Source organism: Thioclava kandeliae (assembly GCF_040297545.1).
GTDB lineage: Bacteria > Pseudomonadota > Alphaproteobacteria > Rhodobacterales > Rhodobacteraceae > Thioclava > Thioclava kandeliae.
This window is the reverse complement of the sequence record NZ_JAYWLC010000001.1, coordinates 163,172-184,667: the sequence shown is the minus strand read 5'-3', so window position 1 is coordinate 184,667 and position 21,496 is coordinate 163,172. Positions and strand designations below refer to the sequence as shown.

The following is a 21,496-nucleotide window of genomic DNA, read 5'->3' as shown; positions in this document are numbered from 1 at the left end:
CAGCCTGCTCCCCGCAGAGAAAACGCCTTGGATTCGTCGCAGTTACTTCGCATGATAACCGTATTCTCCCGTGCAGTTTCCCCTGCGTCGGAGCAGGAATGACAGGGCAGCATCGCGCTGTGCAGAAAGAGAACAGAATATGAACAAAGATTATCAGGTTGCAGCCCTTTGGATCGGCGGCAAGATGAGCTTTCTCGAAGTTCTCTGTCTGAAGAGTTTTGTGGATGCGGGCCAGCATATCACGCTCTATTCCTACGAGCCGATCCCCAATGTGCCCGAGGGCGTGGCGATTGCCGATGCCAACGAGATCCTCTCCTCGGAGCAGTTCCTGCGCCATGGCCGCACCAATTCCCCCGCGCTGCATTCGGACCGCTTCCGCTATCATCTTCTGGCCAAGAACGACCATATGATCTGGGCCGATACCGATGCCTATTGCGTGAAACCCTTCACCAGCCCCACGGGGCATTTCTTTGCATGGGAAAGCAAGGAGGGGGTGAATGGCGGCGTGCTGGGCCTGCCGCAAGATAGCGAGGCTCTGGGCCGGCTTATCGAGTTCACCAATGACGAATATGCCATCCCCACATGGTATGGCGATGACTATACCCGCGAGCTGCTGGAGGCGCGCGAGCGTGGCGAACCCGTCCACGCGGGTGATCAGCCCTGGGGCGTATGGGGGCCGCATGGCCTGACCCATTTCCTCAAGGAAACAGGCGAGATCAAATACGCCCTGCCGCAGGCCGCCCTCTATCCGATCGATTACAAATACCGCGCCAAGATGACCCAGCCGGGCTATGACTGGCAGAAACATGTGACCGACGAGACCTATTCGATCCATTTCTATGGCCGTCGCCTGCGCGCGCGGATCAACGAGAAACATGGCGGCATCCCGAAAGCCCGCAGCTGTGTGGGAATGCTGATGAGCAAGCATGGCGTGCTGCCCGACGGGTCGGTAAAACCCGCCGAGCCCGTCACGTCCGCGACCCCGCCCGAACAGGCGCAAGGGGCGCAGGCCGCGGCCCTTCTGGAGAGAACCGGCCTGACCCGGATCGAACGGATCGCCGATCTGGGTGCGATGGCACCCGATCTGGCACTGGCCGCGCAGGAGCGGTTCGATTGCGAGATCGACCTGATCGATCTGGGCAGTGACGGCGCGTGGCCGGCGCTTGCCTCCGGCCATGCGCAAGCGGTGAAGGCGGAGCTGGTTGCGGCGGGCGTCGATGGTGCGCGGATCCGTATCGTGACACGGCTCGAGGAGATTAAACCCGCCGATCTGGTCCTGTCGCTGGCCAGTTTCGGCGATAGCGCCAAGATCAGGCATCTCGCGCCGCTGATGGGCAAACTGTTCCACGCCGACAGCCGGATGCTGATGGATATCCGTGCGGGCACCGGTGCGTTCCCCTTCCTCAAGCCATATGGCGAGAGCGAGGCGCTCGAGGAGTTCGAGGGCCGTGGCAATGGCAAGATCACGCGGGTGCTTTTCAGCCCTTTTGCCCCTAAGGCCGAAAGCGATCCGGCCTGGGCTGAGATCGCGCGCGAGCTGGCAGGGCCCGACGGGTTTTACACCGATAACGGCCAGCACAGCTTTCTTTATGTGCCACGCGGCAAGACACTGGTGGTGACCTTCGACAATCTCGACATTGCTATGGGCAAGCGCGAGGATCGCAGACCGTGGGGCTATAGTTTCATCGAGAAACAGGGCTGGTCGATGCTGGGCGCGATGGCGGGCGGCTGGACATGGTATCGCGACCCTTGGGTGTTTGACGAATTCGACCGGCTGGCCGCCGAGGGGTTCTTCGCGCAATTCGAGCGGGTCGTGTTCTATGGCGCCTCGATGGGCGGTTATGCGGCGGCGGCCTTCTCGGCGGCCTGTCCCGGCGCGGATGTGGTGGTGATCTCGCCGCAATCCACCGTCGACAAGGCGGTGGTGCCATGGGAGACGCGCTACAAGACCGTCTGGGGGCAGGATTTCTCGGGCAAATATGGCGATGCGGCAGAAGCCTCGAAAGCGGCCGCGCGTGTGAGCATCCTCTATGATCCCTACGAGCCCCTCGATGCGGGCCATGCCGCGCGTTTTGACGCGCCCAATGTCATGAAACTGCGCGCGCCGCTTCTGGGCCATAGACTCGGATCGTCGCTCAACCAGATGGGCATCCTCACACCGATCATCCTCAAGGCGCTCGAAGGCAGTCTGCGCCCGCAGGATTTCCACATGGCGCTCCGGGCAAGGCGCAATTTCCCGCGCTACCAGAAAGAGCTGTTCAACCGCTGTGTCGCGCGTGGGCATCTGAAACTGGCGCGCCGGTTGGGAGAGTGGATCTTGAAGCGCAACGATAACGGGCCGGTGAGAAAGGCCCTGCGCGATCTCCCGAAAAGCTGATTGGTAAACGGGGGCGGGACATGCGAATTGATATATGTCAAAGCCCTTTATCTCCTGTGGGCCTAGACAAAGGTCAGGCAGATCCCTTCTCCCTCTAGCCGGTTTCCGGCGGGGTCTGCCCATTGCGGATCATACGGGTGTCTCCCTTACCCGATCCGATGAAAGCGCCGCGGGCCTCCCTCCTGCGGCGCTTTGAATTTCATAGGTCGTCGTTTCTGGCTCGAGCGACAGGGGTTACTCGGCAGCCGCATCCCATTTCAGCTTGTAATCGGTCTGGTAGACCCCTGTCTCGGGCGAAGCCGACGCAGGTTTACGCACCGCATAGACCAGCATGATCGGCGAATTCTGCGGCAGTTTCCGGCTGAGCCGCGGGCGCACCCCTGTTTCGTTCGGGTTTGTGGTCGTGGCATAGGCATTGGCGAAATTGGGCAGCATCGGCTGCAGCTTCAGGTCCAGCACCTCATAGCCCAGACCGGCCTCCCAGAACCCGTAGACCATTTCCGGCGTCAGCTGGTAGAAGCCGTGATTGATCCAGCCATTGCAGGGCGAGTGACCGATCAGTGTGCCCCCGGGGCGCAGCATCGTATCCAGATTGCGGTAGGCCGTGGGCAGGTCGAAGATATGCTCGCAGGTGCCGCCATCATAGATCACATCGAACCGCTCGCGCAGCGTATCGGGTAGGGGCTGGCTGAGATCATGGATGATCGAAGCCCCCTCGAAGTCCGAGATGTCCATCGAATCGACCGAGGTGAAGCCCAGCTGCCGGAAGAAGGTCTCGCAATAGATCGAGGACGGATCCTGCAGATCCGCTTCGCTGAGCTGCGGCAGATGCGCGGTCATCATCTCGGCAAACAGCTCGGCCGAGGCTCCGCGCCGGGAACCGATCCAGCGCTGGCGGCCGAGCATGAGAAACTGGCCACCGAGATTCTCGGTCTTTACCGTCTCGATGAGGCGGGCGCATAGCGTATCGGGCAGAGCCATGATGATCCTCTCTGTCACTTTTGGAACAGAAGATATGATCATGGTAACGGAATGATGAAGATAGCCCCTGTTCGGGGTGACGTCGCGTGGCGGACCCTTGCGCAACCGCATGGCTCCCGTCCCGAACACGAAAAAAGGCGCATTTGCAAAGATGCGCCTTTTCCCGGGATCGGATGTCTGACTTTGGTCAGAGGATCTTGACCTGCGTGCCCACTGGGCAGAGTTCGTAAAGCGATTCCACCTGCTCGTTATAGAGGCCGATACAGCCCGATGAGCTGCGGCGGCCGATCTTGCGGGTGTCATGGGTGCCGTGGATGATATAAGCGGGCCAGCTGAGATACATCGCGCGGGTGCCCAGCGGATTATCGGGGCCCGGCGGCATGTAATGCAGCGAGGGATCTTTCACCAGCATGGATTTGGTGGGCGTCCAGTCGGGGCCGATCTTCTTGCGCACGATCTCGGTATAGCCGCGCTTGGTCAGCGCGTCGGTCATCGGCACCGAGGTCGGATAGAGGCGGTAATCCGCGCCATCCACCGCCCAGTAATGCAGGGCCTTGGAATGCGTATCGGCAATCAGCGTCACGCGGTCGAGAGTATCGAAATGGTCCTGCCAGTGGATCTCGCGGAAGGCCGAGATGTTATGGCGCGAGGGGGCCGCCACGATGGCTTCCTGCTGCGCCATGGGGATGTCCTGCGTTGCGGCACGGGCAATCGCGGGCGCACAGAGTGCGGCACCGCCCAGAAGCAGGGCGCTGCGCCGCGAAAGATGACCGGAACGATCATGAGACATTGTTTGAACTCCCGTTCAGACTTCGGAATATGGGCAAAAATCTCACAAAGCCTTTGCCCGCTCAATTCACGCCTGCTCACGCAGATGCGATCTGTGACAGGGTGACAGAAATATCACGAACCCGCCACTGTTATGCGCCACGAAAAACCCTCCCCGAAAATCGAGGAGGGCGTCCCTGCTGGCTATAGCGCTGCACAGCCTTCGCGATCTCGGGCCTTATTTCGGCCCGATCATCATCACCATCTGGCGGCCTTCGAGCTTGGGCATGTTCTCGATCTTGCCCAGTTCGCCGACATCATCCCTGACGCGGTTGAGCAGTTCCAGACCGAGGTTCTGGTGTGCCATCTCGCGACCACGGAAGCGCAGGGTGACTTTTACCTTGTCGCCGCCTTCGAGGAATTTCTTCACGGAGCGCAGTTTGACCTCGTAGTCATGCACGTCGGTCCCCGGACGGAACTTGACCTCTTTGACTTCGATGATCTTCTGTTTCTTCCGGGCTTCGGCTTCGCGTTTCTGCTGTTCGTATTTAAACTTGCCGAAATCCATGATCTTGCAGACCGGAGGTTTCGCATTGGGGGAAATCTCGACAAGGTCGAGACCGGCTTCGTCAGCCATTGCCATCGCCTTTGCCGGGGTCACGACACCAACGTTTTCACCTTCCGCGCCAATCAGGCGAATTTCGGTTGCGCGGATCCGTCCGTTCACGCGAGGACCAGTGTCGCGGGTCGGCGGGGCATTATGTGGTCTGCGGGCTATGGCGTTCATCCTTCTATAGCCAAAAAATCTGTTGGGCCGTAAAATAGGGCCGCTTTTCACAGGATTCAACCGCAATCGTCGCCATCCGGTTCCAGCACGGGGTGCAAATCGGATTAAATTTCGCGCGAAGCCGGAGCAGCCCGTGATCTGGGTGTTTTCGGAGCACTGTGGAGGGGAGCGTGACCTCGCCCGCTCGCGCCGAGGCAGGGCGGGGGCAAGGCAGGCGCGCAACGAATCTGTCCCGCACCCTGCCGCACGATCGCCGGCTCAGATGTCGCGGCGCAATGTGCTCAGCGCGTCTTCGGGCGTCTCATCGCCATCGGTCAGCTCGATCAGCTCGCGCCTGATGGCGGGCATGTCGATCAGCGTGGCCAACACCCGCGCGACATTGCCGCGTTTCACACTGCCATAGGGCAGGGCCAGTCCTGCGCTGATGCCGCCATCCTCCTCCTCGGAGACCAGAGTGCCGGGACGCAGGATGACCCAGGACAGATCGCTGCGCACCACCGCCGCATCGGCCTCTTTCTTCACCCGCATGTAATGCTCGAAATTGGGGTTCGGATCGCGTCCGCGGCCCGCCTCGGGGAAAGCGGAGACCAGATAGAGCCGGTCCACCCCCGCACGGTCCATCGCCGCGACCACCTCGCGCGGGCCCTCGCCATCGATGCGTGAGGTCCGCTCCACCCCCGAACCTGCCGCCCCCGCCGAGAAGACCACAATGCCATGCCCCTCGATCATCGGCACCAGATCCTGCGCCATCAGCTCCATGATGTCGCCCTGTACGGGCGTCGCGCCCTGCGCGCGCAGCCGGTCTGCCTGCTCGGGCTTGCGGTGGAGCGCCGTGACCTCGTGGCCTGCCGCCACCAGCATGGGCACCAGCCGGGATCCGACGCCACCAGTGGATCCGATCAGAAAAATTCGTGCCATCTCAAGATTCCTTCGCATAGACTGTTGAGTGCTCAGCTAGCGCTGAGCGCGGCAAGGAAAGGGGTGGCGCCGGATTTCTTGCCGTCTGCGGGCCATGAGAGGCACAAGACCAGAGGGAATGGATGCCATGCGACGTTTTGCCGTGATTGCCGATATCCACGGAAATTCCGATGCGCTCGGGGCGGTGCTGGCCGATATCGATTCGCAGGGGATCGGCCAGATCATCAATCTGGGCGATCATTTCAGCGGGCCGCTGGATGCGGCGGGGACAGCAGCACGTCTGCGGTCGCGGGAGATGTTGTCTATCTGCGGCAATCATGACCGCTATCTGATCACGCGAGAGCCCGCCGCGATGGGCCGGTCCGACAGGGTGGCTTACGACCAGTTGTCGTTTGCCGATCTGGACTGGCTCAGGGCGCTACCCAAGGTGTTGGAGCTGGAAGGCGGGATCTTTGCCTGTCACGGCGTGCCACGCAGCGATGAAAGTTACTGGCTGGAGCGTGTCGGCCCTGATGGTGTGCCGCGCACGGCCAGTCTCTCCGAGATCGAGGCGGAGGCAGAAGGGGTGGATGCGGGTCTGATCCTTTGCGCCCACACCCATATCCCGCGCCTTGTCCGGTTGCCCGACGGGCGGATCATCCTCAATCCCGGAAGTGTCGGCTGTCCCGCCTATGACGATGACGAGCCCGTGCCGCATAAGATGCAGACTGGCTCCCCCCATGCCAGCTATGCGGTGGTCGAACGGCGGGCTGCGGGCTGGCAGGCCGCCTTCCGGTATGTGGCCTATGACAATGCCGCGATGGTGGCACGGGCCGAAGCCGAGGGGCGGGCCGAATGGGCACGGGCCCTGACAACCGGCTGGCTCGAATGAAAAACGCCCCGCAGAGGCGGGGCGTTTGCTACTCGGTCAGGACGGGCTCAGACGCCGTCGCCAACGAAAGCCTTTTCGACCACATATTCACGCGGCTCCGAATTGGCGCCCTCGCGCAGACCGAAGCTCTCGAGCACTTCCATCACGTCCTTGTTGAACGCCAGCGACCCGCAGACCATCGCACGGTCGGTTTCGGGGTTCATCGGCGCAAGGCCTAGATCCTCGAAGACCTTGCCCGAGGACAGGTTGGTGGTGATGCGGCCCATGGTGGGGAAATCCTCACGGGTAGTGGTGGGATAGTATTTGAGCTTTCCCTCCACCATCTCGCCGATCAGCTCGTCATTTTGCAGCCCCTCGACCAGCTCGCGGCCATAGGTCAGCTCCTCGACGGTGCGGCAGGTATGCATCATGATGACCTCGTCGAATTTCTCGTAGGTCTCGGGGTCGCGCATCAGCGAGGCGAAGGGCGCAAGGCCGGTGCCAGTGGCAAGGAACCACACGCGCTTGCCCGGAAGGAGGGCATCATGCACCAGCGTCCCCACCGGTTTGGGGCGCAGGATGATCTCGTCGCCTTCCTTGATATGCTGCAGACGCGAGGTCAGCGGGCCATCCGGCACCTTGATCGAGTAGAATTCCAGCTCCTCGTCCCAATTGGGCGAGGCGATGGAATAGGCACGCAGGAGCGGCTTTTCCTTGCCGGTCTTCTCGTCGGTCTGCATCAGGCCGATCATCACGAACTCGCCCGAGCGGAAGCGCAGGGATTGCGGGCGCGTCACGCGGAACGAGAACAGGCTGTCGGTCCAGTGCTTGACCGAGGTGACGGTCTGCGCATCGGGAAGGGTCTTTACGGCGGGGGTTTTGGTTGCGGTATCGGTCATGGCGGTCTCGTGTTTGGTCCGGGCCTCGGGCAATGGGGAGGGGCATCCGGAATGAACATGGTGGACGGCTGGCCCATTCGTAAACTGGCCCGTCCGGGATTGGCTCTCTCTGGCTGGGCTCTGCCATAGCGCACTGACGCGATTATGGCAAAGCCCCAAATGCTCAGCCGACCAGACGGCGGCGATAGGAATGGTCCTGCCAGTCGGCGCGGAAGACCCATTGCTCCTGCGGCTGGCGGGTGGCCAGCTCGTCCGAGATCTCGACCTCGTCGAAGCCCTGACGCCGCGCCATCGCATATTGATCGGCGATCACATGGCCGCGGGCGCGCAGACGCCCCGCAAAGCCCAGATCGCGCAACCGGCGGCCAAGGGTGAAACCGCGCCCGTCCGAAAAGGACGGGAACTCGCAGATCACCATCTCGGCGCCTTGCGTCAGCGCCGCCAGCTGTGCGGGATCGGTATCGGAGGGCAGCACCACAGCATCGCCCGTGAACTCATCGGCATGAAAGCCGTCATCGCGTACAATCTTGCTCATGCGACGGTGTCTCCCTTGAGGGTTTCGTCAATCGGTTTGCCATCGGGGCCCACGCGCACGGCCTTGCCGCCGATGAAATGGATCCCGCATTCGGTCTTGGTCTGTCCGCGCCAGCGGCCCGCGCGGGGGTCTTCGCCCGGTTTCACGGGGCTGGTGCAGGGGGCGCAGCCGATGCTCGGATAGCCCTTGGCCACCAGCGGATGTTTCGGCAGGCGGTTCTGGATCATATATTCCTGCAGATCCTCGCGCGTCCAGTGTGCCAGCGGATTGATCTTCATGCGGGTGGGGGTTTCCACCTCGAAGAAGTCGATCGCCGCACGGGTGCCGGACTGGTAGCGCTTGCGCCCCGTGATCCACGCATCGAACTGGCTCAGCGCCCGTTCGAGCGGGATCGTCTTGCGCAGCGCGCAGCAGGCATCCGTGTTGAACTGGTGCAACGTGTCGTCGGGGTCCTCGAAGGCCAGATCCTTGGGATCGGCCGTGATAGTGCGCACCTCGGTGAGCCCCAGCTTCTCGGCCACATCCTTCTGGTAATCCAGCGTCTCCTGAAACAGCATATGCGTATCGATGAACAGCACGGGCGTGGCCGGACGGATCAGCGAGACCATGTGCAGAAGCACAACGGATTCCGCGCCGAAAGACGACACCATCGCCACATCGCCCGTGTCATGGTCATCAAGCGCCTTCTCCATCACGGTGATGGCGGCATGGTGCTTGTAGCGGCTGTTCAGCCCCGCGACGCGGTCCTCGATCGAGGCCCAGCCGTCACGCGGCATTTTTCTTAGCGTCTCCATATAGCGCCTCCTTGAAGGGATCGGCACCGAGGCGCCGATAGGCGTCGAGGAAGGTTTCCTCGGCGGAGTTGCGTTTCTCCAGATAGGTCTTCAGCAGACGCTCCACCGCAGGAACCACCTCGTCATAGGCGAAACCGGGGCCGGTGCGTTCGCCGATGGCGGCCGTCTCGGTCGCATCGCCGCCCAGCGTGATCTGGTAGTTCTCGACACCCGCACGGTCCAGACCGAGGATGCCGATATGACCCACATGGTGATGCCCGCAGGCATTGATGCAGCCCGAGATCTTGATCTTCATCAGACCGATCTCGTCCTCCAGATCCAGCTCCTTGACGCGCAGTGCGATCTGCTCGGCCACGGGGATCGAGCGGGCGGTGGCCAGCGCGCAGTAATCCATGCCGGGGCAGGCGATGATATCCGAGGTCAGGCCCGCATTCGCCGTCGCCAGACCCGCCTTGGCGAGTTCGGTGAAGAGCGCGGGGATATCGGCCTTGGCGACATGCGGCAGGATCACGTTCTGCTCGTGGCTGATACGCAGCTCGCCATAGCCATACTGATCGGCCAGATCGGCCATCAGGCGCATCTGGTCGCCCGTCGCATCGCCCGGCGTCTTGCCATGCTCCTTGAGCGAGATCACCACCGACAGATGGTTCTCGACCTTATGGGGATTTGTGTTGCGGGCAACCCAGCGCGCGAGCAGCGGGTCGACCGCAACGGCCGTCTCCAGTGAGGAAGGGTCGGCATTCTTGAAGGCCGGCGGCGCGAACTGGCGCTCGAGATCGGCTAGAACCTCCTGGTCATAGCCCGAGAATTTCGCGCGGGTCTTGGCGAATTCCTCGTTGACCAGCTCGCGCATCTTCTCGATCCCGTTCTCGAAGACGGTGATCTTGATGCGGGCCTTATATTTGTTGTCGCGGCGACCGATGATGTTCCAGGTGGAGACCACCGCCTCGAGATAGGGCAGCAGATCCGCTTTCGGGATGAAATCGGTGATGACCTGACCGATCATCGGCGTGCGGCCCAAGCCCCCGCCCACGAGGATGCGGTAGCCCTGTTGGCCGTCCTTGTCGACCAGCTCCACGGCGAGGTCATGGACCTTGAGCGCCGCGCGATCATGGGTGGAGGCCCCGACCGCGATCTTGAACTTGCGCGGCATGAACTGGAATTCGGGGTGGTCGGTCGACCACTGGCGGATCAGCTCGGCCGTCGGGCGCGGATCGGCGATCTCGTCGGTGGCGGCACCGGCGAAATGGTCCACGGTCGTGTTGCGGATCGTGTTTCCGCTCGTCTGGATCGCATGCATCTGCACATCGGCCAGCGCGTCGAGGATATCGGGGATATCCTTCAGCGTGGGCCAGTTGAACTGGATGTTCTGGCGGGTGGTGAAGTGACCATAGCCCTTATCGAACTTGTCGGCGATCATGCCCAGCTGGCGCATCTGGTCCGAGCGCAGCGTGCCATAGGGGATGGCGATGCGCAGCATATAGGCATGCAGCTGCAGATAGACGCCATTCATCAGACGCAGCGGCTTGAACTCGTCCTCGGTCAGCGAGCCGTCGATGCGGCGGGCGACCTGCGCACGGAACTGTTTGCAGCGCTCGCGGACGAAAGCTTCGTCGAAATCGGAATAGGTATACATCGCGCGCTCCTTGTTACTGGCTTGCCGTTTCGGCTTGCTTGCCGTGGAAGTAGTTCGACGGGCCGCGGGTCCGGAAAGCCTCGCGGAAATGGATGGGTTCGGGGCCGTTCTCGCCCATTTTCGCATCGGCCAGATAGGGGCCTACGGCGATCTCGGGCTGGCCCTGTGCCACCAGCATGCGCATCTCGGCAATGGTCTCGTCCTCGAGGAACTCGGCCTGCGCATGGTCGCGCACCCACGAGCCATCGGCGGCGAGATAGATTACATCGCCTTCCATCAGGTCATTGGCGGTCAGGACTTTGGGCGTGAATTTGCGTGCCATCAGAATGCCTCCTCACGGGCGTGGACTTCCAGGGCGGTGTGATCCGGCTGGTGAAGATCGGTAAGGGAAAGGGTGGCCACCGCCGCGCGCGGCGCGAGACCGAAAAGAATGACTGTCGGCCCCTGGCATAGGCTAGCCTGATCGGGCAGGGTGGCAAGGTTTGCCGCCCAGATCCGCTGGTCGGGCTGGCTCACGTTCTCGACAAGGGTGACCGGCGTGCTCGGGGCAGCCCCATGCATCATCAGGCGGCCCTGGATGAAGCGCGAGGCTTTCTTGCCCATGTAGAAGGCGGCCACGGTGCCCGGCGCGGCAAGCCTGGCCCAATCGGAGTCGGTATAGCCGTCGGTGTCATGGCCCGTCAGGATGCGCAGCTCGCTGTTGCGGCCGCGTTCGGTCAGGCTCTGGCCGATGGCCGCGCTGGCAGCCGAGGCCGAGGTGACACCGGGCAGGACGCGGAAGCCTATGCCATGCGCCTCAAGGGCTGCGATTTCCTCGTTCAGTCGCCCGAAGACCGAAGCATCCCCCGATTTCAGGCGCAGCACACGGCGTCCCTGTAGCGCGAAGTCCACGATCAGCGCGGAAATCTCGTCCTGCGCCATGCTGGGTCCGAACCCCTGCTTGCCAGTCCGGATGCGGGTGGCCTGCGCGCCGATCAGGTCCAGCACTTCGGGGCCTACCAGCGCATCATGTAGCACGATATCGGCGCTTTCCAGAGCCCGCGCCACCGCCAGAGTGACATGATCGGCAGAGCCGGGACCCGCACCGGCGAAGGTGACGAGGGATGTATCTTTGGCGATCTGGCTCTGAGACATCGGAGAACCCCTGTTTGGCTCCCTCTATATAGGAAAATATCCCACCTTTACGCTATGGGGGTCTTGCAGATAAGGATATATGTTCGTATCGCATATGAACTTGGAACATATGTTCCGATCACTGGAGGTTGCGCGAATGTCGGTCCGTATCGATGACATGGATAGGAAAATTCTTTCGCAGCTGCAGCTCGATGCCAGCCAGTCGCTGGACGATATCGCCCGCAAGGTGGGCTCTTCCAAGACGCCCGTGTGGAATCGTATCCGCAAAATGCGCGAGGCGGGCATCATCGGCCAGCAGACAGCGATCCTCGATGCCGAGGCGCTCGGCTTTGACGCCTGTTTCTTCGTGCTGATCCGGACCTCGGAACACGAGGCAGACTGGCAGCAGAAATTCCTCAGCGCGCTGCGTTCGCGCCCCGAGGTGATGGAGGCGCATCGTCTGGCAGGCGATATCGACTACATCCTGAAGGTCCGCGTCAAAAATGCCCGCGCTTATGATGTGTTCTATCAGGCGCTGATCTCCGAGGTGAAGGTGCATAACGTGACCGCCCTCCTGTCGATGGAAGAGATCAAAAGCACCACCATGCTGCCGCTGTGAGCGGCCTGGCTCAATAGGTCAGCGCGAGCGTCTCGAGCCCGTGGAATGGGTAGAGGTCAGCATAAACCGGGCGTTCGCCCAGAGACAGATTTGGCAGGCGCGCAAACAGGACCCGCAGCCCGATCTGCAATTCCATCCGCGCAAGCGGCGCGCCGAGGCAGAAATGCGCGCCAGCCCCGAAGGCGTGATGCGGGCGGCTCGGGCGGGCGGGGTCCAGAATCCCTGGCCTGTCCCACGCGGATGGATCGCGGTTGGCACCGGCCAGCAATAGCCCGATCCGGTCGCCACGGCGGAAGGCCTGCCCTCCGATCTCCATATCCTCCAGTACCCAACGCTCAAACAGATGGAGCGGCGGATCGACCCTGAGCGCCTCCTCGACCAGCGCGGCCTCGGCGGCGGGATCGCCCTGAGGCCATTGCGTCTCCCGCTCCAAAAACTGGGCCACCGCATTTCCGAGGCTATGCACCGTCGCCTCGTGCCCCGCATTCAGCAGCAGGATCGCTGTCGAGAGGATCTCGTCCTCGCTAAGCCCCGAGCCATCCCCGGCCTGCGCAGCCAGCATCGCCGACAGCAGATCCTCGCGCGGATCCCGACGCCGCTCGGCAAGCGTTGCGCGGATGAAGGCCGCGAATTCGCTGCTGGCGGCGACCGCCTTGGCCTCCACCTCCGCGGTGCGACGGGCCTGATACATCCCCACCATCGCATGCGACCAGCGTAGCAGATCTGGGGCGGTCGCGTCCGGCAGCCCCAAAAGACGCGCGATGATGATGGCGGGCAGATGCTGGGCATAGGCGGGCAGCAGATCGCATCCACCGGCAGGGAACGCATCGATCAGCTGGTGGCACAGCGTCTCGATCTCGGGCGCAAGCGCCGCGATCCGGCGCGAGGTAAAGGCGCGGAGCACCTGTGCGCGCAATTTGGCATGGCGCGGGCCGTCAAGCTCCAGCATCGAATGCGCCTCGATATCGTAGAACGGCGCCAGATGGGCGGGCGGGGTCTGGCCGAAGCCTTCGGGTGCCTCGCGCCCGAGACGCCGGTCGCGCAGGCAGGCCGAGACGACCGTGGAGCGCGCGGTCACCGGAAGCCCCCACTCCTGCCACTGCACCACAGGGCCCGCCTGCCGGATCATGTCATAGAACGGATAGGGGTCCTGCACGAAAGCGGGATCACGCGGGGAGCGGGAGAGATGGGGAAGGGAGAGCAGTTCGGTCATCGGGCCATTAAGCGCCCGGTCCAAAAAATTGGCAAGCGGTCTTGGCGTCGTCCCGCAAACAGATCGACGGTTGACAGATCGCGGCCGCCACCGGATGACAGGAAGCATGACACAGGGCACCGCTCCTCTTTCCCGCCTGAGAAAGCTGCGCAATGCGGGCGCGCTTTGCGTGGCGCTGGCCGCGCTCTTCTGGGCGTCGGTCTCGGTCTGGTATCATGCGGCCGAAACCGGCATGGCGCAGGCGCGGGCGCGCGGTGTGGCGGATCTGCGGCTGGCCTCCGACCGGCTGGTGGGGGCACTTGCGCAATATCGTGAGGATGCGGTGCTGGCCGCGGACCACCCGTATGTGCGCGCGCTCGTGGCAGGCACAGGCGATCTGGGCGCCGCCGAACTGGCCCGCATCTTGCAGCGCTTTGCCGATCTGGCAGGGGCCGAGCATCTGGTGCTCCTGCGCCCCGATGGCGGGGTTCTGGCCGCGCCGGAGGACTTTCCGGCCCGTCTGCCGATGACCGAGGATCTCGAACGGGCCTCCCATGGTGCCCTCGGCCGGACCCATGGTGTGGAGGGGGACGGGCTGCACCGCATCTTCGCCTTTGCCGCACCTGTTTTCGTGACACAGCCCGAAGGCGGACGCCGTGTGGCCGGGATCATCCGTCTCACGCTTGATGCCGAGACGGTCGAGGCGACCGGCCGCGGTGATCCGCTGCCGGTGTGGTTTACCGATACGCAGGGGGTGGTGTTTACCGCAAATCGGGCGGGTCTCGTCTTCCGGCGCAAGGCCGGTGCCGCGCTGCCCGATCCCAAGGTCTATCCCGCACACACCCCCTTCGTCACGGTGGCGCCGCGGCGCAAGGTGATCGCGGGGCAGGAGATCATTTGTGCCCCGGATTGCGCGCTGCCGGTCTCTCTGGATCTGCCGGTGATCGGGCTCACTGGCCATTCCGAGGTGCCGGTCGCGCCGATCCTGAAAGAGGCGCGGGTGCAGATGTTCGTGGCGGCGCTGGCGATGCTGGCCATCGGGACGCTTATCGCCACGCTCTGGGCGCGGCGTCAGGCACTGGCGGAGCGTCTGGCGATGGAGGCCGCGCTCAATGTCGAGCTGGAGGAGGCGGTGGCGCGGCGCACACGCGAGCTACGCGAGAGCCATGAGGCGCTCCTGCATGCGCAGGCCGAACTGGTGCAGGCCGGAAAGCTCTCGGCGCTGGGGCAGATGTCTGCGGGGATCAGCCACGAGCTGAACCAGCCGCTGATGGCGATCGGCACCTATGCCGAGAATGCGGCGATCTTCCTCGAACGCGGCAAGCCCGAGCGCACGCAGGACAATCTGCGCCGGATTGGCGAGATGTCGGGGCGGATGGGCCGGATCATCCGCAACCTGCGGGCCTTTGCCCGCCCCGAGACCGAGCCTGCTTCGCCCGTCGATATGGTGCGCGTGGTCGCGACCGCCCTCGAGATCTCGGGCTCGCGTCTCTCGAAGCTCGAGCTGCGCTGGAGCCCGCCCGATCATCCCGTCTGGGTGATGGGCGGCGAGACGCGGCTGGCGCAGGTGGTGGTGAACCTGCTGTCCAATGCCGCCGATGCCTGCGGGCAGGCGGATCCGCCGGTGATCGTCCTGCAGCTCGAGGAGCGGGCGGAGGAGGTCTGCCTGCGCGTGCTTGATAATGGCGCGGGGATTGCCGATACCGAGCGCATGTTCGACCCGTTCTATTCCACGAAGGAGGTGGGCACGAACGAGGGGATGGGGCTGGGCCTGTCGATCTCCTACCGGATCGTGCAGAGCTTTGGCGGAAGTCTGACGGGGGCAAATCGGCCCGAGGGCGGAGCGGTCTTCACGCTGGTTCTGGCGCGGGCAAAAGAACGGGCCAAGGAAGGAAAGATGTCATGAGTGTGGTGAACAAGGTGCTGCTGGTCGATGATGACCGTGCCGTGCGCGAGGCGCTGTCGCAGACCATCGAACTGGCCGATCTGGAGCCTGTCGTGGCGGGCAGTTTCATCGAGGCCAAGGACCATCTGACGCCCGATTTCTCCGGTATCGTGGTCAGCGATATTCGCATGCCCGGGCGCGACGGGTTCTTCCTGCTCGACTATGTGCGCGGGCTCGACCCCGAGCTGCCGGTGATCTTGCTGACGGGCGAGGGCGATGTGCCCTCTGCCGTGCGCGGCATGACGGGAGGCGCTTTCGACTTTCTGGAAAAACCCTGTGCGCCGCGTGACTTTCTGGCCGTGGTCGAGAAGGCGATGAAGACCCGCGCCTTTGTCATGGAAAACCGCGCGCTCCATCGCGAGGCGCGCAAGGGCGATGCGGCGGCGCGGGTGCTTGCGGGCAATTCGGAGGTCGCCGAGCGGCTGCGGGAATCGTGCCGTATGGCCGCGCGCTCGGGGGCCGAGGTGCTGGTGACAGGCGCGCCGGGCGCGGGCAATTCCAAGGCGGCTGAGGTGATCCACCTCCTCTCTGCAGCGGCCCAACGCCCGTTCGAGAAACGCTCGGCCGCGGGGCTGAGCCCCGAAACGCTGGAGCAGGCCTTTGCCACCGCCGATGGCGGCACGCTTTACCTCGACGAGATCGCCGATCTGCCGCAGCCTGTGCAATTTACTCTGCTGCAGCTTTTGGAAACCCAGCCCGCCACGCGGCTGATTGCGGGGACCTATCGCGATCTGGCGGCTGAACGTGATGCGGGGCGTTTCCATCCCGATCTCTACTGGAAACTCGATATGATGCGGGTGCGGGTGCCGGCGCTGTCCGAGCGTCCCGAGGATATCCCGATCCTCTTCCGCCATTATGTGCGTCTGGCTTGCGAGAATTCCTCGCTGCCGATGCCCGAGATTCCGCAGGGCTATCTGCAAAGTTTGGCGGCCCGCGACTGGCCGGGCAATGCGCGGGCGTTGATGTCGGAGGCGATGCGCTTCACGATGGGGCTCAGCGATAGCGAGCATCCCGAGGAGGAGCCGGGCCTGTCCGAGCAGATGGCGCGGCTCGAACGCGGTATTCTGGTGACCGCGCTGGAGAAACATCAGGGCAGGGCCTCCGATGCGGCCAAGGCGCTGAAACTGCCCCGCAAGACCTTCTATGACAAGCTGACACGGCATGGTGTGAAACCCGAGGATTACCGGTCCTGACAGGGCGCGAGGTTGTGCGAAATCTCGCACAGGCGGTTTTCTGCCAAGTGCGATATTTCGCACAATCCTGTGATCATGCTCATGTGTATTTAATGTAACCACCTGAAGATAAACAATTTAATTATTTTTGCATAACTGTATTGCGGTGGGTGCATGGCGGCCGCAATCCTGTGTTCATGGAGAGGGGCGCGACAATCGCGCCGCATGGATCTGGGAGGAGCCCCATGAAAGTTACGAAAACCGTCAAGGCATTCGCACTGGCATCGACCGCCATCATCGCAACCGCTGGTCTGTCAAATGCCGCCTGCGACGACGGCGAGATGGTCATCAAGTTCAGCCACGTCACCAATGCCGACAAGCACCCCAAAGGGATCGCCGCAGGCGCCTTTGCAGATCGTGTGAACGAAGAAATGAACGGTAAGGCCTGTGTCGAGGTCTATCCGAACTCGACGCTCTATAATGATGATCAGGTGCTCGAGGCGATGCTGCAGGGCGATGTGCAGATGGCGGCCCCCTCGCTGTCGAAATTCGAGACCTTCACCAAGGTCTTCCGCATCTTCGACCTTCCCTTCATGTTCAAGAACATGGACGCTGTGGAAGAGTTCCAGCAATCTGTCGCAGGTCAGGACATGCTCGCCTCCATGGAGCGCCGCGGCCTGATGGGTCTGGCCTTCTGGCATAACGGGCTCAAGCAGTTCTCGGCCAACAAGCCGCTCCTGCTGCCGACCGATGCGAAGGGTCTGAAATTCCGCGTGCAGCCCTCGGACGTGCTGGTGGCACAGATGAAGGCGCTGGATGCAAGCCCGCAGCCGATGGCGTTCAAGGAAGTTTACGGCGCGCTGCAAACCGGCGTTGTGGATGGTCAGGAAAACACTTGGTCCAATATCTACGGCCAGAAATTCTACGAAGTGCAGGACGGCACCACCGAGACCAATCACGGCCTCCTCGATTATATGGTCGTCGTCTCGACCGACTGGTGGGAGAGCCTCGACGCGGATATCCGCGACCAGCTGGCAACCATCATGGCCGAGGTTTCGGCGGACCGTAACGCCGCGATCGCGCAGGTTGATGCCGATAACCGTCAGGCGGTCATCGATGCAGGCGCTGTAGTGCGCGAGCTGACCGACGAGCAGCGTCAGGCATGGGTTGATGCGATGAAGCCCGTCTGGGCCGAGTTCGAGGGCGATGTGGGCGCGGATAATATCGCGCTGGCCCAAGAGATCAACGCCAAACACTGAGCTAAAGGGCCGCTCCTTTAGCCATCACTCACGGATAGCGGCCCGAAGGCTCCGCGCGCGGTGCGGAGCCTTTCTTACCCCGTATCCATTTACCTTCCATCTCGAAAAGGGGGCAGGGACATGTCCTATGATACCACGCCAAAAGGTCCGGTGGGGGCGTTCTTCGATAGTCTTGAAGAAAATGCCATCGCGCTTATCCTCGGAGCGATGACGCTGATCACCTTCGTGAATGTCGTTCTGCGCTATGTGTTCAACGCCTCGCTGATCTGGGGCCTCGAAGTGGTGCTGATCCTTTTCGCATGGTTGGTCATTCTGGGCGTCTCCTATGCGTTCAAGAAAACCGCGCATCTGGGTGTGGATGTGGTCACCAATATGCTGCCTGCGCGCGGCAAGCGGGTGATGGCGGTCATCTCGGCGCTCTGCTGCCTGCTTTATGCGGTCTTCCTGCTCAAGGGCGCTTACGATTACTGGGCTCCCTATGCAGCGCTCGACCAGACTTCGGGCCATTGGTTCCCCACCGGTTTCGAGAAAACCCGCGACCGCGCATGGTACGAGACCGATCAGGTGCCGATGCTGGAAATCTTCCGCTGGCTCGAACCGCTGATCAACCAGGGCGAGGCCTATGACAAACTGCCCCGCGTCATCCCCTATTTCATCCTTCCCTTCGGCGTCGCGCTGATCACCCTGCGCATCATTCAGGCCCTGATCCGGGTGATCCGCGGCACGCAGGACAGCCTGATCGTCAGCCATGAAGCCGAAGACGAAGTCGACCGTGTGGCGCAGACCCACGCCACCGCAGCCGGTAAGGAGTAACACGTTATGGAAGTCATTCTGCTCTTTGCGGTCATCATCGGCCTGCTGCTTCTGGGCGTGCCGATCGCCGTCTCCCTCGGCCTGAGCTCGATCCTCTTCCTGCTGGCCTTCTCGGAGACCTCGCTGGCCTCCGTGGCGCAATCTCTCTATCAGGCGATGGCCGGTCACTACACGCTGCTGGCGATCCCCTTCTTCATCCTCGCATCGAGCTTCATGTCCACCGGCGGCGTCGCCAAACGGATCGTGCGCTTTGCCATCGCCTGTGTCGGCCATTTCCATGGCGGTCTGGCCATTGCGGGGGTGTTTGCCTGCATGATCTTCGCGGCTCTGTCGGGCTCGTCGCCTGCAACCGTGGTCGCAATCGGCTCCATCGTTATCGCCGCGATGCACCAGATGGGCTATACCAAGGACTTCGCCGCAGGTGTCATCTGCAACGCGGGCACGCTGGGCATCCTGATCCCGCCCTCGATCGTGATGGTGGTCTATGCCTCGACCGTCGAGGTCTCGGTGGGCCGGATGTTCCTCGCAGGCGTCATCCCCGGTATCCTCGCGGGCCTGATGCTGATGATCGCGATCTATATCTTCGCCCGTATCCGCAAAATGCCCAAGGGCGAGTTCGCGGGCTGGGGCGAGATCGGCTCCGCTTTCAAGGACGCCTTCTGGGGCCTGATGCTGATCGTCATCATCATGGTGGGTATCTACGGCATCCCCGGCGTCACCGGCGCGATCTTCACGCCGACCGAGGCTGCAGCCGTTGCCTCCATCTATGCCTGGATCGTGGCGAATTTCATCTACAAGGATATGGGCCCGCTCAATGATGGCGAGGAGCGCAAATCCAACCTGCTGCGCCGCCCCTATGCGCTGGTCACGGCTCTGTGGCACAAGGACACCCGCAAGACGCTTTTCGAGGCGGGCAAGCTGACCATCACCCTGATGTTCATCATCGCCAATGCGCTGATCCTCAAACACGTCCTGACCGACGAGCAGATCCCGCAGATGATCGCCAATGCGATGCTCTCGGCAGGCTTCGGCAAGATCATGTTCCTCGTGATCGTCAACCTGATCCTGCTGATCGGCGGACAGTTCATGGAACCCTCGGGGCTCATCGTGATCGTGGCACCGCTGGTCTTCCCGATTGCCATGGAGCTGGGCGTCGACCCGATCCACCTCGGCATCATCATGGTGGTGAATATGGAGATCGGCATGATCACCCCGCCGGTTGGCCTCAACCTCTTCGTGACCTCCGGCGTGGCAGGCATGTCGATGATGCGGGTGGTGAAGGCAGCGCTTCCCTTCCTCGGTGTGCTGTTCATCTTCCTGATCATGATCACCTATATCCCGTGGCTCTCGACCTATCTGCCCACCACCTTCATGGGCCCCGAGACGGTCATCAAATAAGCCCTTCCTCCTCCTCCCCGCACGAAGAAAGCCGCCCCTCGGGGCGGCTTTCACTTTGTGGTTCGCGGGTTCCTAGAGCATGTCGCGCAGCGTCTCGACAATCATCCCGTGATCTTCCACATCGGGCAGGCCACTGACCGCGACCGCGCCCAGATAGGTGCCGTTCTTCCCCATCAGCGGCACGCCGCCACCGGTGGCGAAGTAATGGCTGTCGGGCAAGAGATAGCGCTTGTTGAAATCATGGCCTTCCTCCTCGGCCTCGATCCTCAGCGAGAGCGAGCTGCGATGGAACTGATGCGCCACCGCCCGTTTGCGCGCGGCCCAGTCGAGGTTCAGCACCGTCGCGCCTTCAAGCACCGTGCAGAACACCAGATCCGTGCCATGGCTGATGGTGATCGCTACCGGCGCCTTCTCGGCCTTGGCGCGCGCCTGCAGGCGCTGGCCCAGATCCCAGATGAAATCGTAATTGAAAACGCTTAGTCCAAGCTCTGACTGCTCTTGTGCCAGAGAGGCAAGTGTATACTCCATCCGCACTCCTCCTTGCGTGATGAACATGAAAAGGCCCGCGCGCCTGTCGGGTGATCCCGAGACGGACGATTGCGAGCGGGGCAGGCGCGGGCGGACCCGCATCTGCCAGCGGTATTCAGGGGGCTCAGGTGGCCGAGAGTGCCGAGATGATCGCGCCGAAATCGGCGGCCTTCAGGCTCGCGCCCCCCACAAGTGCGCCATCCACATTCGAGACCGCAAAGATCTCTGTGGCATTCGAGGGTTTGACCGAGCCGCCATAAAGCAAGCGCATCCCTTTGGCCTCCTCGCCAAAACGCTTGGCCAGCGTGTCGCGCATGAAATCATGCACTTCGGCAATCTGTTCGAGCGTGGGGGTGCGGCCCGTGCCGATGGCCCAGACCGGTTCGTAGGCGATAACCGTATTGGCGGCGGTGGCGGTATCGGGCACCGATCCGGCAAGCTGGGTGCCGGTCACATCCAGCGTCGTGCCGGCGTCGCGCTCGGCCTCGGTCTCGCCGATGCAGATCACGGCAATAAGGCCCGCCTCATAGGCGGCCAGAGATTTGGCGGCGACATCGGCGTCGCTCTCGCCATGATCGGCGCGGCGCTCGGAATGGCCCAGAATAACGGAGGTGGCACCGGCATCCTTCAGCATGGCCGCCGAGATATCGCCGGTATGCGCGCCCGAGGTCTTGGCGTGGCAATCCTGACCACCGAGTTCGATCTTGCCGGCAGCGGTTGCGGCCATAGGGGCCAGAAGCGTGGCGGGGGGGCAGATCAGCACGTCGCAGGCGGCATCGCCATGCTCTGCGACCAGCGTCTCGATCTCGGCCAGATTGGCCGCGAGCCCGTTCATTTTCCAGTTTCCGGCGGCTAGTTTCCGCATGTTGTCCTCCTCGGGAATGCAAATCGCGCCCAGACTATGTCAGGGCG

General features: G+C 62.7%; 21 protein-coding genes. 8 read left to right on the top strand and 13 right to left on the bottom strand.

Annotation, left to right across the window (positions count from 1 at the left end):
• Positions 1-139: 139 nt before the first annotated feature.
• A complete protein-coding gene (locus VSX56_RS00935) occupies positions 140-2,377 on the top strand; it encodes a hypothetical protein (protein ID WP_350934183.1) in 2,238 nt (745 codons plus the stop codon).
• A 234-nt stretch (positions 2,378-2,611) separates the two neighbouring features.
• Here VSX56_RS00935 and VSX56_RS00930 read toward each other — a convergent pair whose 3' ends face one another.
• The 4 genes from VSX56_RS00930 to VSX56_RS00915 all read right to left on the bottom strand — a co-directional run bounded on the left by VSX56_RS00930 (position 2,612) and on the right by VSX56_RS00915 (position 5,831).
• Positions 2,612-3,358 carry a class I SAM-dependent methyltransferase gene (locus VSX56_RS00930; RefSeq protein ID WP_350934181.1) on the bottom strand — a complete coding sequence of 249 codons (747 nt, stop codon included), beginning with the start codon at positions 3,356-3,358 and terminating at the stop codon, positions 2,612-2,614.
• A gap of 187 nt (positions 3,359-3,545) precedes the next feature.
• On the bottom strand, positions 3,546-4,148 hold the full coding sequence (locus VSX56_RS00925) for a L,D-transpeptidase family protein (RefSeq protein ID WP_350934179.1): 603 nt from the start codon (positions 4,146-4,148) through the stop codon (positions 3,546-3,548).
• A 216-nt stretch (positions 4,149-4,364) separates the two neighbouring features.
• Positions 4,365-4,913 (bottom strand): translation initiation factor IF-3, encoded by a 549-nt coding sequence (infC, locus tag VSX56_RS00920; RefSeq protein ID WP_339114501.1) that lies wholly within the window; start codon positions 4,911-4,913, stop codon positions 4,365-4,367.
• Positions 4,914-5,171: 258 nt separating this feature from the next.
• A complete protein-coding gene (locus VSX56_RS00915; RefSeq protein ID WP_339112390.1) occupies positions 5,172-5,831 on the bottom strand; it encodes an SDR family oxidoreductase in 660 nt (219 codons plus the stop codon).
• 127 nt (positions 5,832-5,958) lie between these two features.
• Between VSX56_RS00915 and VSX56_RS00910 the strand changes: the two genes are divergently transcribed.
• Positions 5,959-6,702 carry a metallophosphoesterase family protein gene (locus VSX56_RS00910; protein WP_350934176.1) on the top strand — a complete coding sequence of 248 codons (744 nt, stop codon included), beginning with the start codon at positions 5,959-5,961 and terminating at the stop codon, positions 6,700-6,702.
• A 47-nt stretch (positions 6,703-6,749) separates the two neighbouring features.
• Here the strand turns inward: VSX56_RS00910 and VSX56_RS00905 are convergent, their stop codons facing one another.
• The 6 genes from VSX56_RS00905 to cobA form a co-directional block, all read right to left on the bottom strand.
• Positions 6,750-7,580, bottom strand: coding sequence for a ferredoxin--NADP reductase (locus tag VSX56_RS00905; RefSeq protein WP_339112392.1), 831 nt, complete (start codon positions 7,578-7,580; stop codon positions 6,750-6,752).
• A gap of 163 nt (positions 7,581-7,743) precedes the next feature.
• Positions 7,744-8,115, bottom strand: a complete 372-nt coding sequence (locus VSX56_RS00900; RefSeq protein ID WP_339112393.1) for a DUF934 domain-containing protein — start codon at positions 8,113-8,115, stop codon at positions 7,744-7,746.
• Positions 8,112-8,909 carry a phosphoadenylyl-sulfate reductase gene (locus VSX56_RS00895; RefSeq protein ID WP_339112394.1) on the bottom strand — a complete coding sequence of 266 codons (798 nt, stop codon included), beginning with the start codon at positions 8,907-8,909 and terminating at the stop codon, positions 8,112-8,114. The genes VSX56_RS00900 and VSX56_RS00895 overlap by 4 nt, the downstream gene beginning before the upstream one ends.
• Positions 8,881-10,545, bottom strand: a complete 1,665-nt coding sequence (locus tag VSX56_RS00890; protein ID WP_339112395.1) for a nitrite/sulfite reductase — start codon at positions 10,543-10,545, stop codon at positions 8,881-8,883. Before VSX56_RS00890 ends, VSX56_RS00895 begins: the two co-directional genes overlap by 29 nt.
• A 13-nt stretch (positions 10,546-10,558) precedes the next feature.
• A complete protein-coding gene (locus VSX56_RS00885) occupies positions 10,559-10,867 on the bottom strand; it encodes a DUF2849 domain-containing protein (RefSeq protein ID WP_339112396.1) in 309 nt (102 codons plus the stop codon).
• Positions 10,867-11,679: a uroporphyrinogen-III C-methyltransferase gene (gene cobA / locus VSX56_RS00880; RefSeq protein ID WP_350934172.1), complete on the bottom strand. Its 813-nt coding sequence runs from the start codon at positions 11,677-11,679 to the stop codon at positions 10,867-10,869. Before cobA ends, VSX56_RS00885 begins: the two co-directional genes overlap by 1 nt.
• 136 nt (positions 11,680-11,815) lie before the next feature.
• On the opposite strand from cobA, the gene VSX56_RS00875 reads away from it, so the two are divergent.
• The gene (locus VSX56_RS00875; protein ID WP_339112398.1) at positions 11,816-12,277 is read left to right on the top strand and encodes an Lrp/AsnC family transcriptional regulator; all 462 of its coding nucleotides are present in this window, start codon (positions 11,816-11,818) and stop codon (positions 12,275-12,277) included.
• Positions 12,278-12,287: 10 nt separating this feature from the next.
• Here the strand turns inward: VSX56_RS00875 and VSX56_RS00870 are convergent, their stop codons facing one another.
• Positions 12,288-13,490 carry a cytochrome P450 gene (locus tag VSX56_RS00870; protein ID WP_350934168.1) on the bottom strand — a complete coding sequence of 401 codons (1,203 nt, stop codon included), beginning with the start codon at positions 13,488-13,490 and terminating at the stop codon, positions 12,288-12,290.
• Positions 13,491-13,596: 106 nt separating this feature from the next.
• On the opposite strand from VSX56_RS00870, the gene VSX56_RS00865 reads away from it, so the two are divergent.
• The 5 genes from VSX56_RS00865 to VSX56_RS00845 all read left to right on the top strand — a co-directional run bounded on the left by VSX56_RS00865 (position 13,597) and on the right by VSX56_RS00845 (position 20,056).
• The gene (locus VSX56_RS00865) at positions 13,597-15,375 is read left to right on the top strand and encodes a sensor histidine kinase (RefSeq protein WP_350934166.1); all 1,779 of its coding nucleotides are present in this window, start codon (positions 13,597-13,599) and stop codon (positions 15,373-15,375) included.
• Positions 15,376-15,377: 2 nt separating this feature from the next.
• The gene (locus VSX56_RS00860) at positions 15,378-16,607 is read left to right on the top strand and encodes a sigma-54-dependent transcriptional regulator (RefSeq protein WP_339114502.1); all 1,230 of its coding nucleotides are present in this window, start codon (positions 15,378-15,380) and stop codon (positions 16,605-16,607) included.
• Positions 16,608-16,831: 224 nt separating this feature from the next.
• Positions 16,832-17,845 (top strand): TRAP transporter substrate-binding protein, encoded by a 1,014-nt coding sequence (locus VSX56_RS00855; protein ID WP_350934164.1) that lies wholly within the window; start codon positions 16,832-16,834, stop codon positions 17,843-17,845.
• Between the two features lie 120 nt (positions 17,846-17,965).
• On the top strand, positions 17,966-18,658 hold the full coding sequence (locus VSX56_RS00850; RefSeq protein ID WP_339112402.1) for a TRAP transporter small permease: 693 nt from the start codon (positions 17,966-17,968) through the stop codon (positions 18,656-18,658).
• Between the two features lie 6 nt (positions 18,659-18,664).
• Positions 18,665-20,056: a TRAP transporter large permease gene (locus tag VSX56_RS00845; protein ID WP_339112403.1), complete on the top strand. Its 1,392-nt coding sequence runs from the start codon at positions 18,665-18,667 to the stop codon at positions 20,054-20,056.
• A gap of 72 nt (positions 20,057-20,128) precedes the next feature.
• Here the strand turns inward: VSX56_RS00845 and VSX56_RS00840 are convergent, their stop codons facing one another.
• Together VSX56_RS00840 and tpiA are read right to left on the bottom strand one after the other, a co-directional pair.
• Entirely contained in the window at positions 20,129-20,584 is a 456-nt protein-coding gene (locus VSX56_RS00840; RefSeq protein WP_350934161.1) for a heme-degrading domain-containing protein, read from the bottom strand.
• Positions 20,585-20,708: 124 nt separating this feature from the next.
• Positions 20,709-21,449, bottom strand: coding sequence for a triose-phosphate isomerase (gene tpiA, locus VSX56_RS00835; RefSeq protein ID WP_350934159.1), 741 nt, complete (start codon positions 21,447-21,449; stop codon positions 20,709-20,711).
• Positions 21,450-21,496 lie beyond the last annotated feature (47 nt).

Excerpts from the sequence above, each read along its gene's own strand:
- VSX56_RS00890 (WP_339112395.1), bottom strand. The coding sequence starts at position 10,545 with ATGTATACCTATTCCGATTTCGACGAAGCTTTCGTCCGCGAGCGCTGC.
- VSX56_RS00925 (WP_350934179.1), bottom strand. The coding sequence starts at position 4,148 with ATGTCTCATGATCGTTCCGGTCATCTTTCGCGGCGCAGCGCCCTGCTT.
- VSX56_RS00840 (WP_350934161.1), bottom strand. The coding sequence starts at position 20,584 with ATGGAGTATACACTTGCCTCTCTGGCACAAGAGCAGTCAGAGCTTGGA.
- VSX56_RS00845 (WP_339112403.1), top strand. The coding sequence starts at position 18,665 with ATGGAAGTCATTCTGCTCTTTGCGGTCATCATCGGCCTGCTGCTTCTG.
- tpiA (WP_350934159.1), bottom strand. The coding sequence starts at position 21,449 with ATGCGGAAACTAGCCGCCGGAAACTGGAAAATGAACGGGCTCGCGGCC.
- VSX56_RS00910 (WP_350934176.1), top strand. The coding sequence starts at position 5,959 with ATGCGACGTTTTGCCGTGATTGCCGATATCCACGGAAATTCCGATGCG.
- VSX56_RS00915 (WP_339112390.1), bottom strand. The coding sequence starts at position 5,831 with ATGGCACGAATTTTTCTGATCGGATCCACTGGTGGCGTCGGATCCCGG.
- VSX56_RS00895 (WP_339112394.1), bottom strand. The coding sequence starts at position 8,909 with ATGGAGACGCTAAGAAAAATGCCGCGTGACGGCTGGGCCTCGATCGAG.
- VSX56_RS00885 (WP_339112396.1), bottom strand. The coding sequence starts at position 10,867 with ATGGCACGCAAATTCACGCCCAAAGTCCTGACCGCCAATGACCTGATG.
- VSX56_RS00870 (WP_350934168.1), bottom strand. The coding sequence starts at position 13,490 with ATGACCGAACTGCTCTCCCTTCCCCATCTCTCCCGCTCCCCGCGTGAT.
- VSX56_RS00900 (WP_339112393.1), bottom strand. The coding sequence starts at position 8,115 with ATGAGCAAGATTGTACGCGATGACGGCTTTCATGCCGATGAGTTCACG.
- VSX56_RS00875 (WP_339112398.1), top strand. The coding sequence starts at position 11,816 with ATGTCGGTCCGTATCGATGACATGGATAGGAAAATTCTTTCGCAGCTG.
- cobA (WP_350934172.1), bottom strand. The coding sequence starts at position 11,679 with ATGTCTCAGAGCCAGATCGCCAAAGATACATCCCTCGTCACCTTCGCC.
- VSX56_RS00850 (WP_339112402.1), top strand. The coding sequence starts at position 17,966 with ATGTCCTATGATACCACGCCAAAAGGTCCGGTGGGGGCGTTCTTCGAT.
- VSX56_RS00905 (WP_339112392.1), bottom strand. The coding sequence starts at position 7,580 with ATGACCGATACCGCAACCAAAACCCCCGCCGTAAAGACCCTTCCCGAT.
- infC (WP_339114501.1), bottom strand. The coding sequence starts at position 4,913 with ATGAACGCCATAGCCCGCAGACCACATAATGCCCCGCCGACCCGCGAC.
- VSX56_RS00855 (WP_350934164.1), top strand. The coding sequence starts at position 16,832 with ATGAAAGTTACGAAAACCGTCAAGGCATTCGCACTGGCATCGACCGCC.
- VSX56_RS00865 (WP_350934166.1), top strand. The coding sequence starts at position 13,597 with ATGACACAGGGCACCGCTCCTCTTTCCCGCCTGAGAAAGCTGCGCAAT.
- VSX56_RS00935 (WP_350934183.1), top strand. The coding sequence starts at position 140 with ATGAACAAAGATTATCAGGTTGCAGCCCTTTGGATCGGCGGCAAGATG.
- VSX56_RS00930 (WP_350934181.1), bottom strand. The coding sequence starts at position 3,358 with ATGGCTCTGCCCGATACGCTATGCGCCCGCCTCATCGAGACGGTAAAG.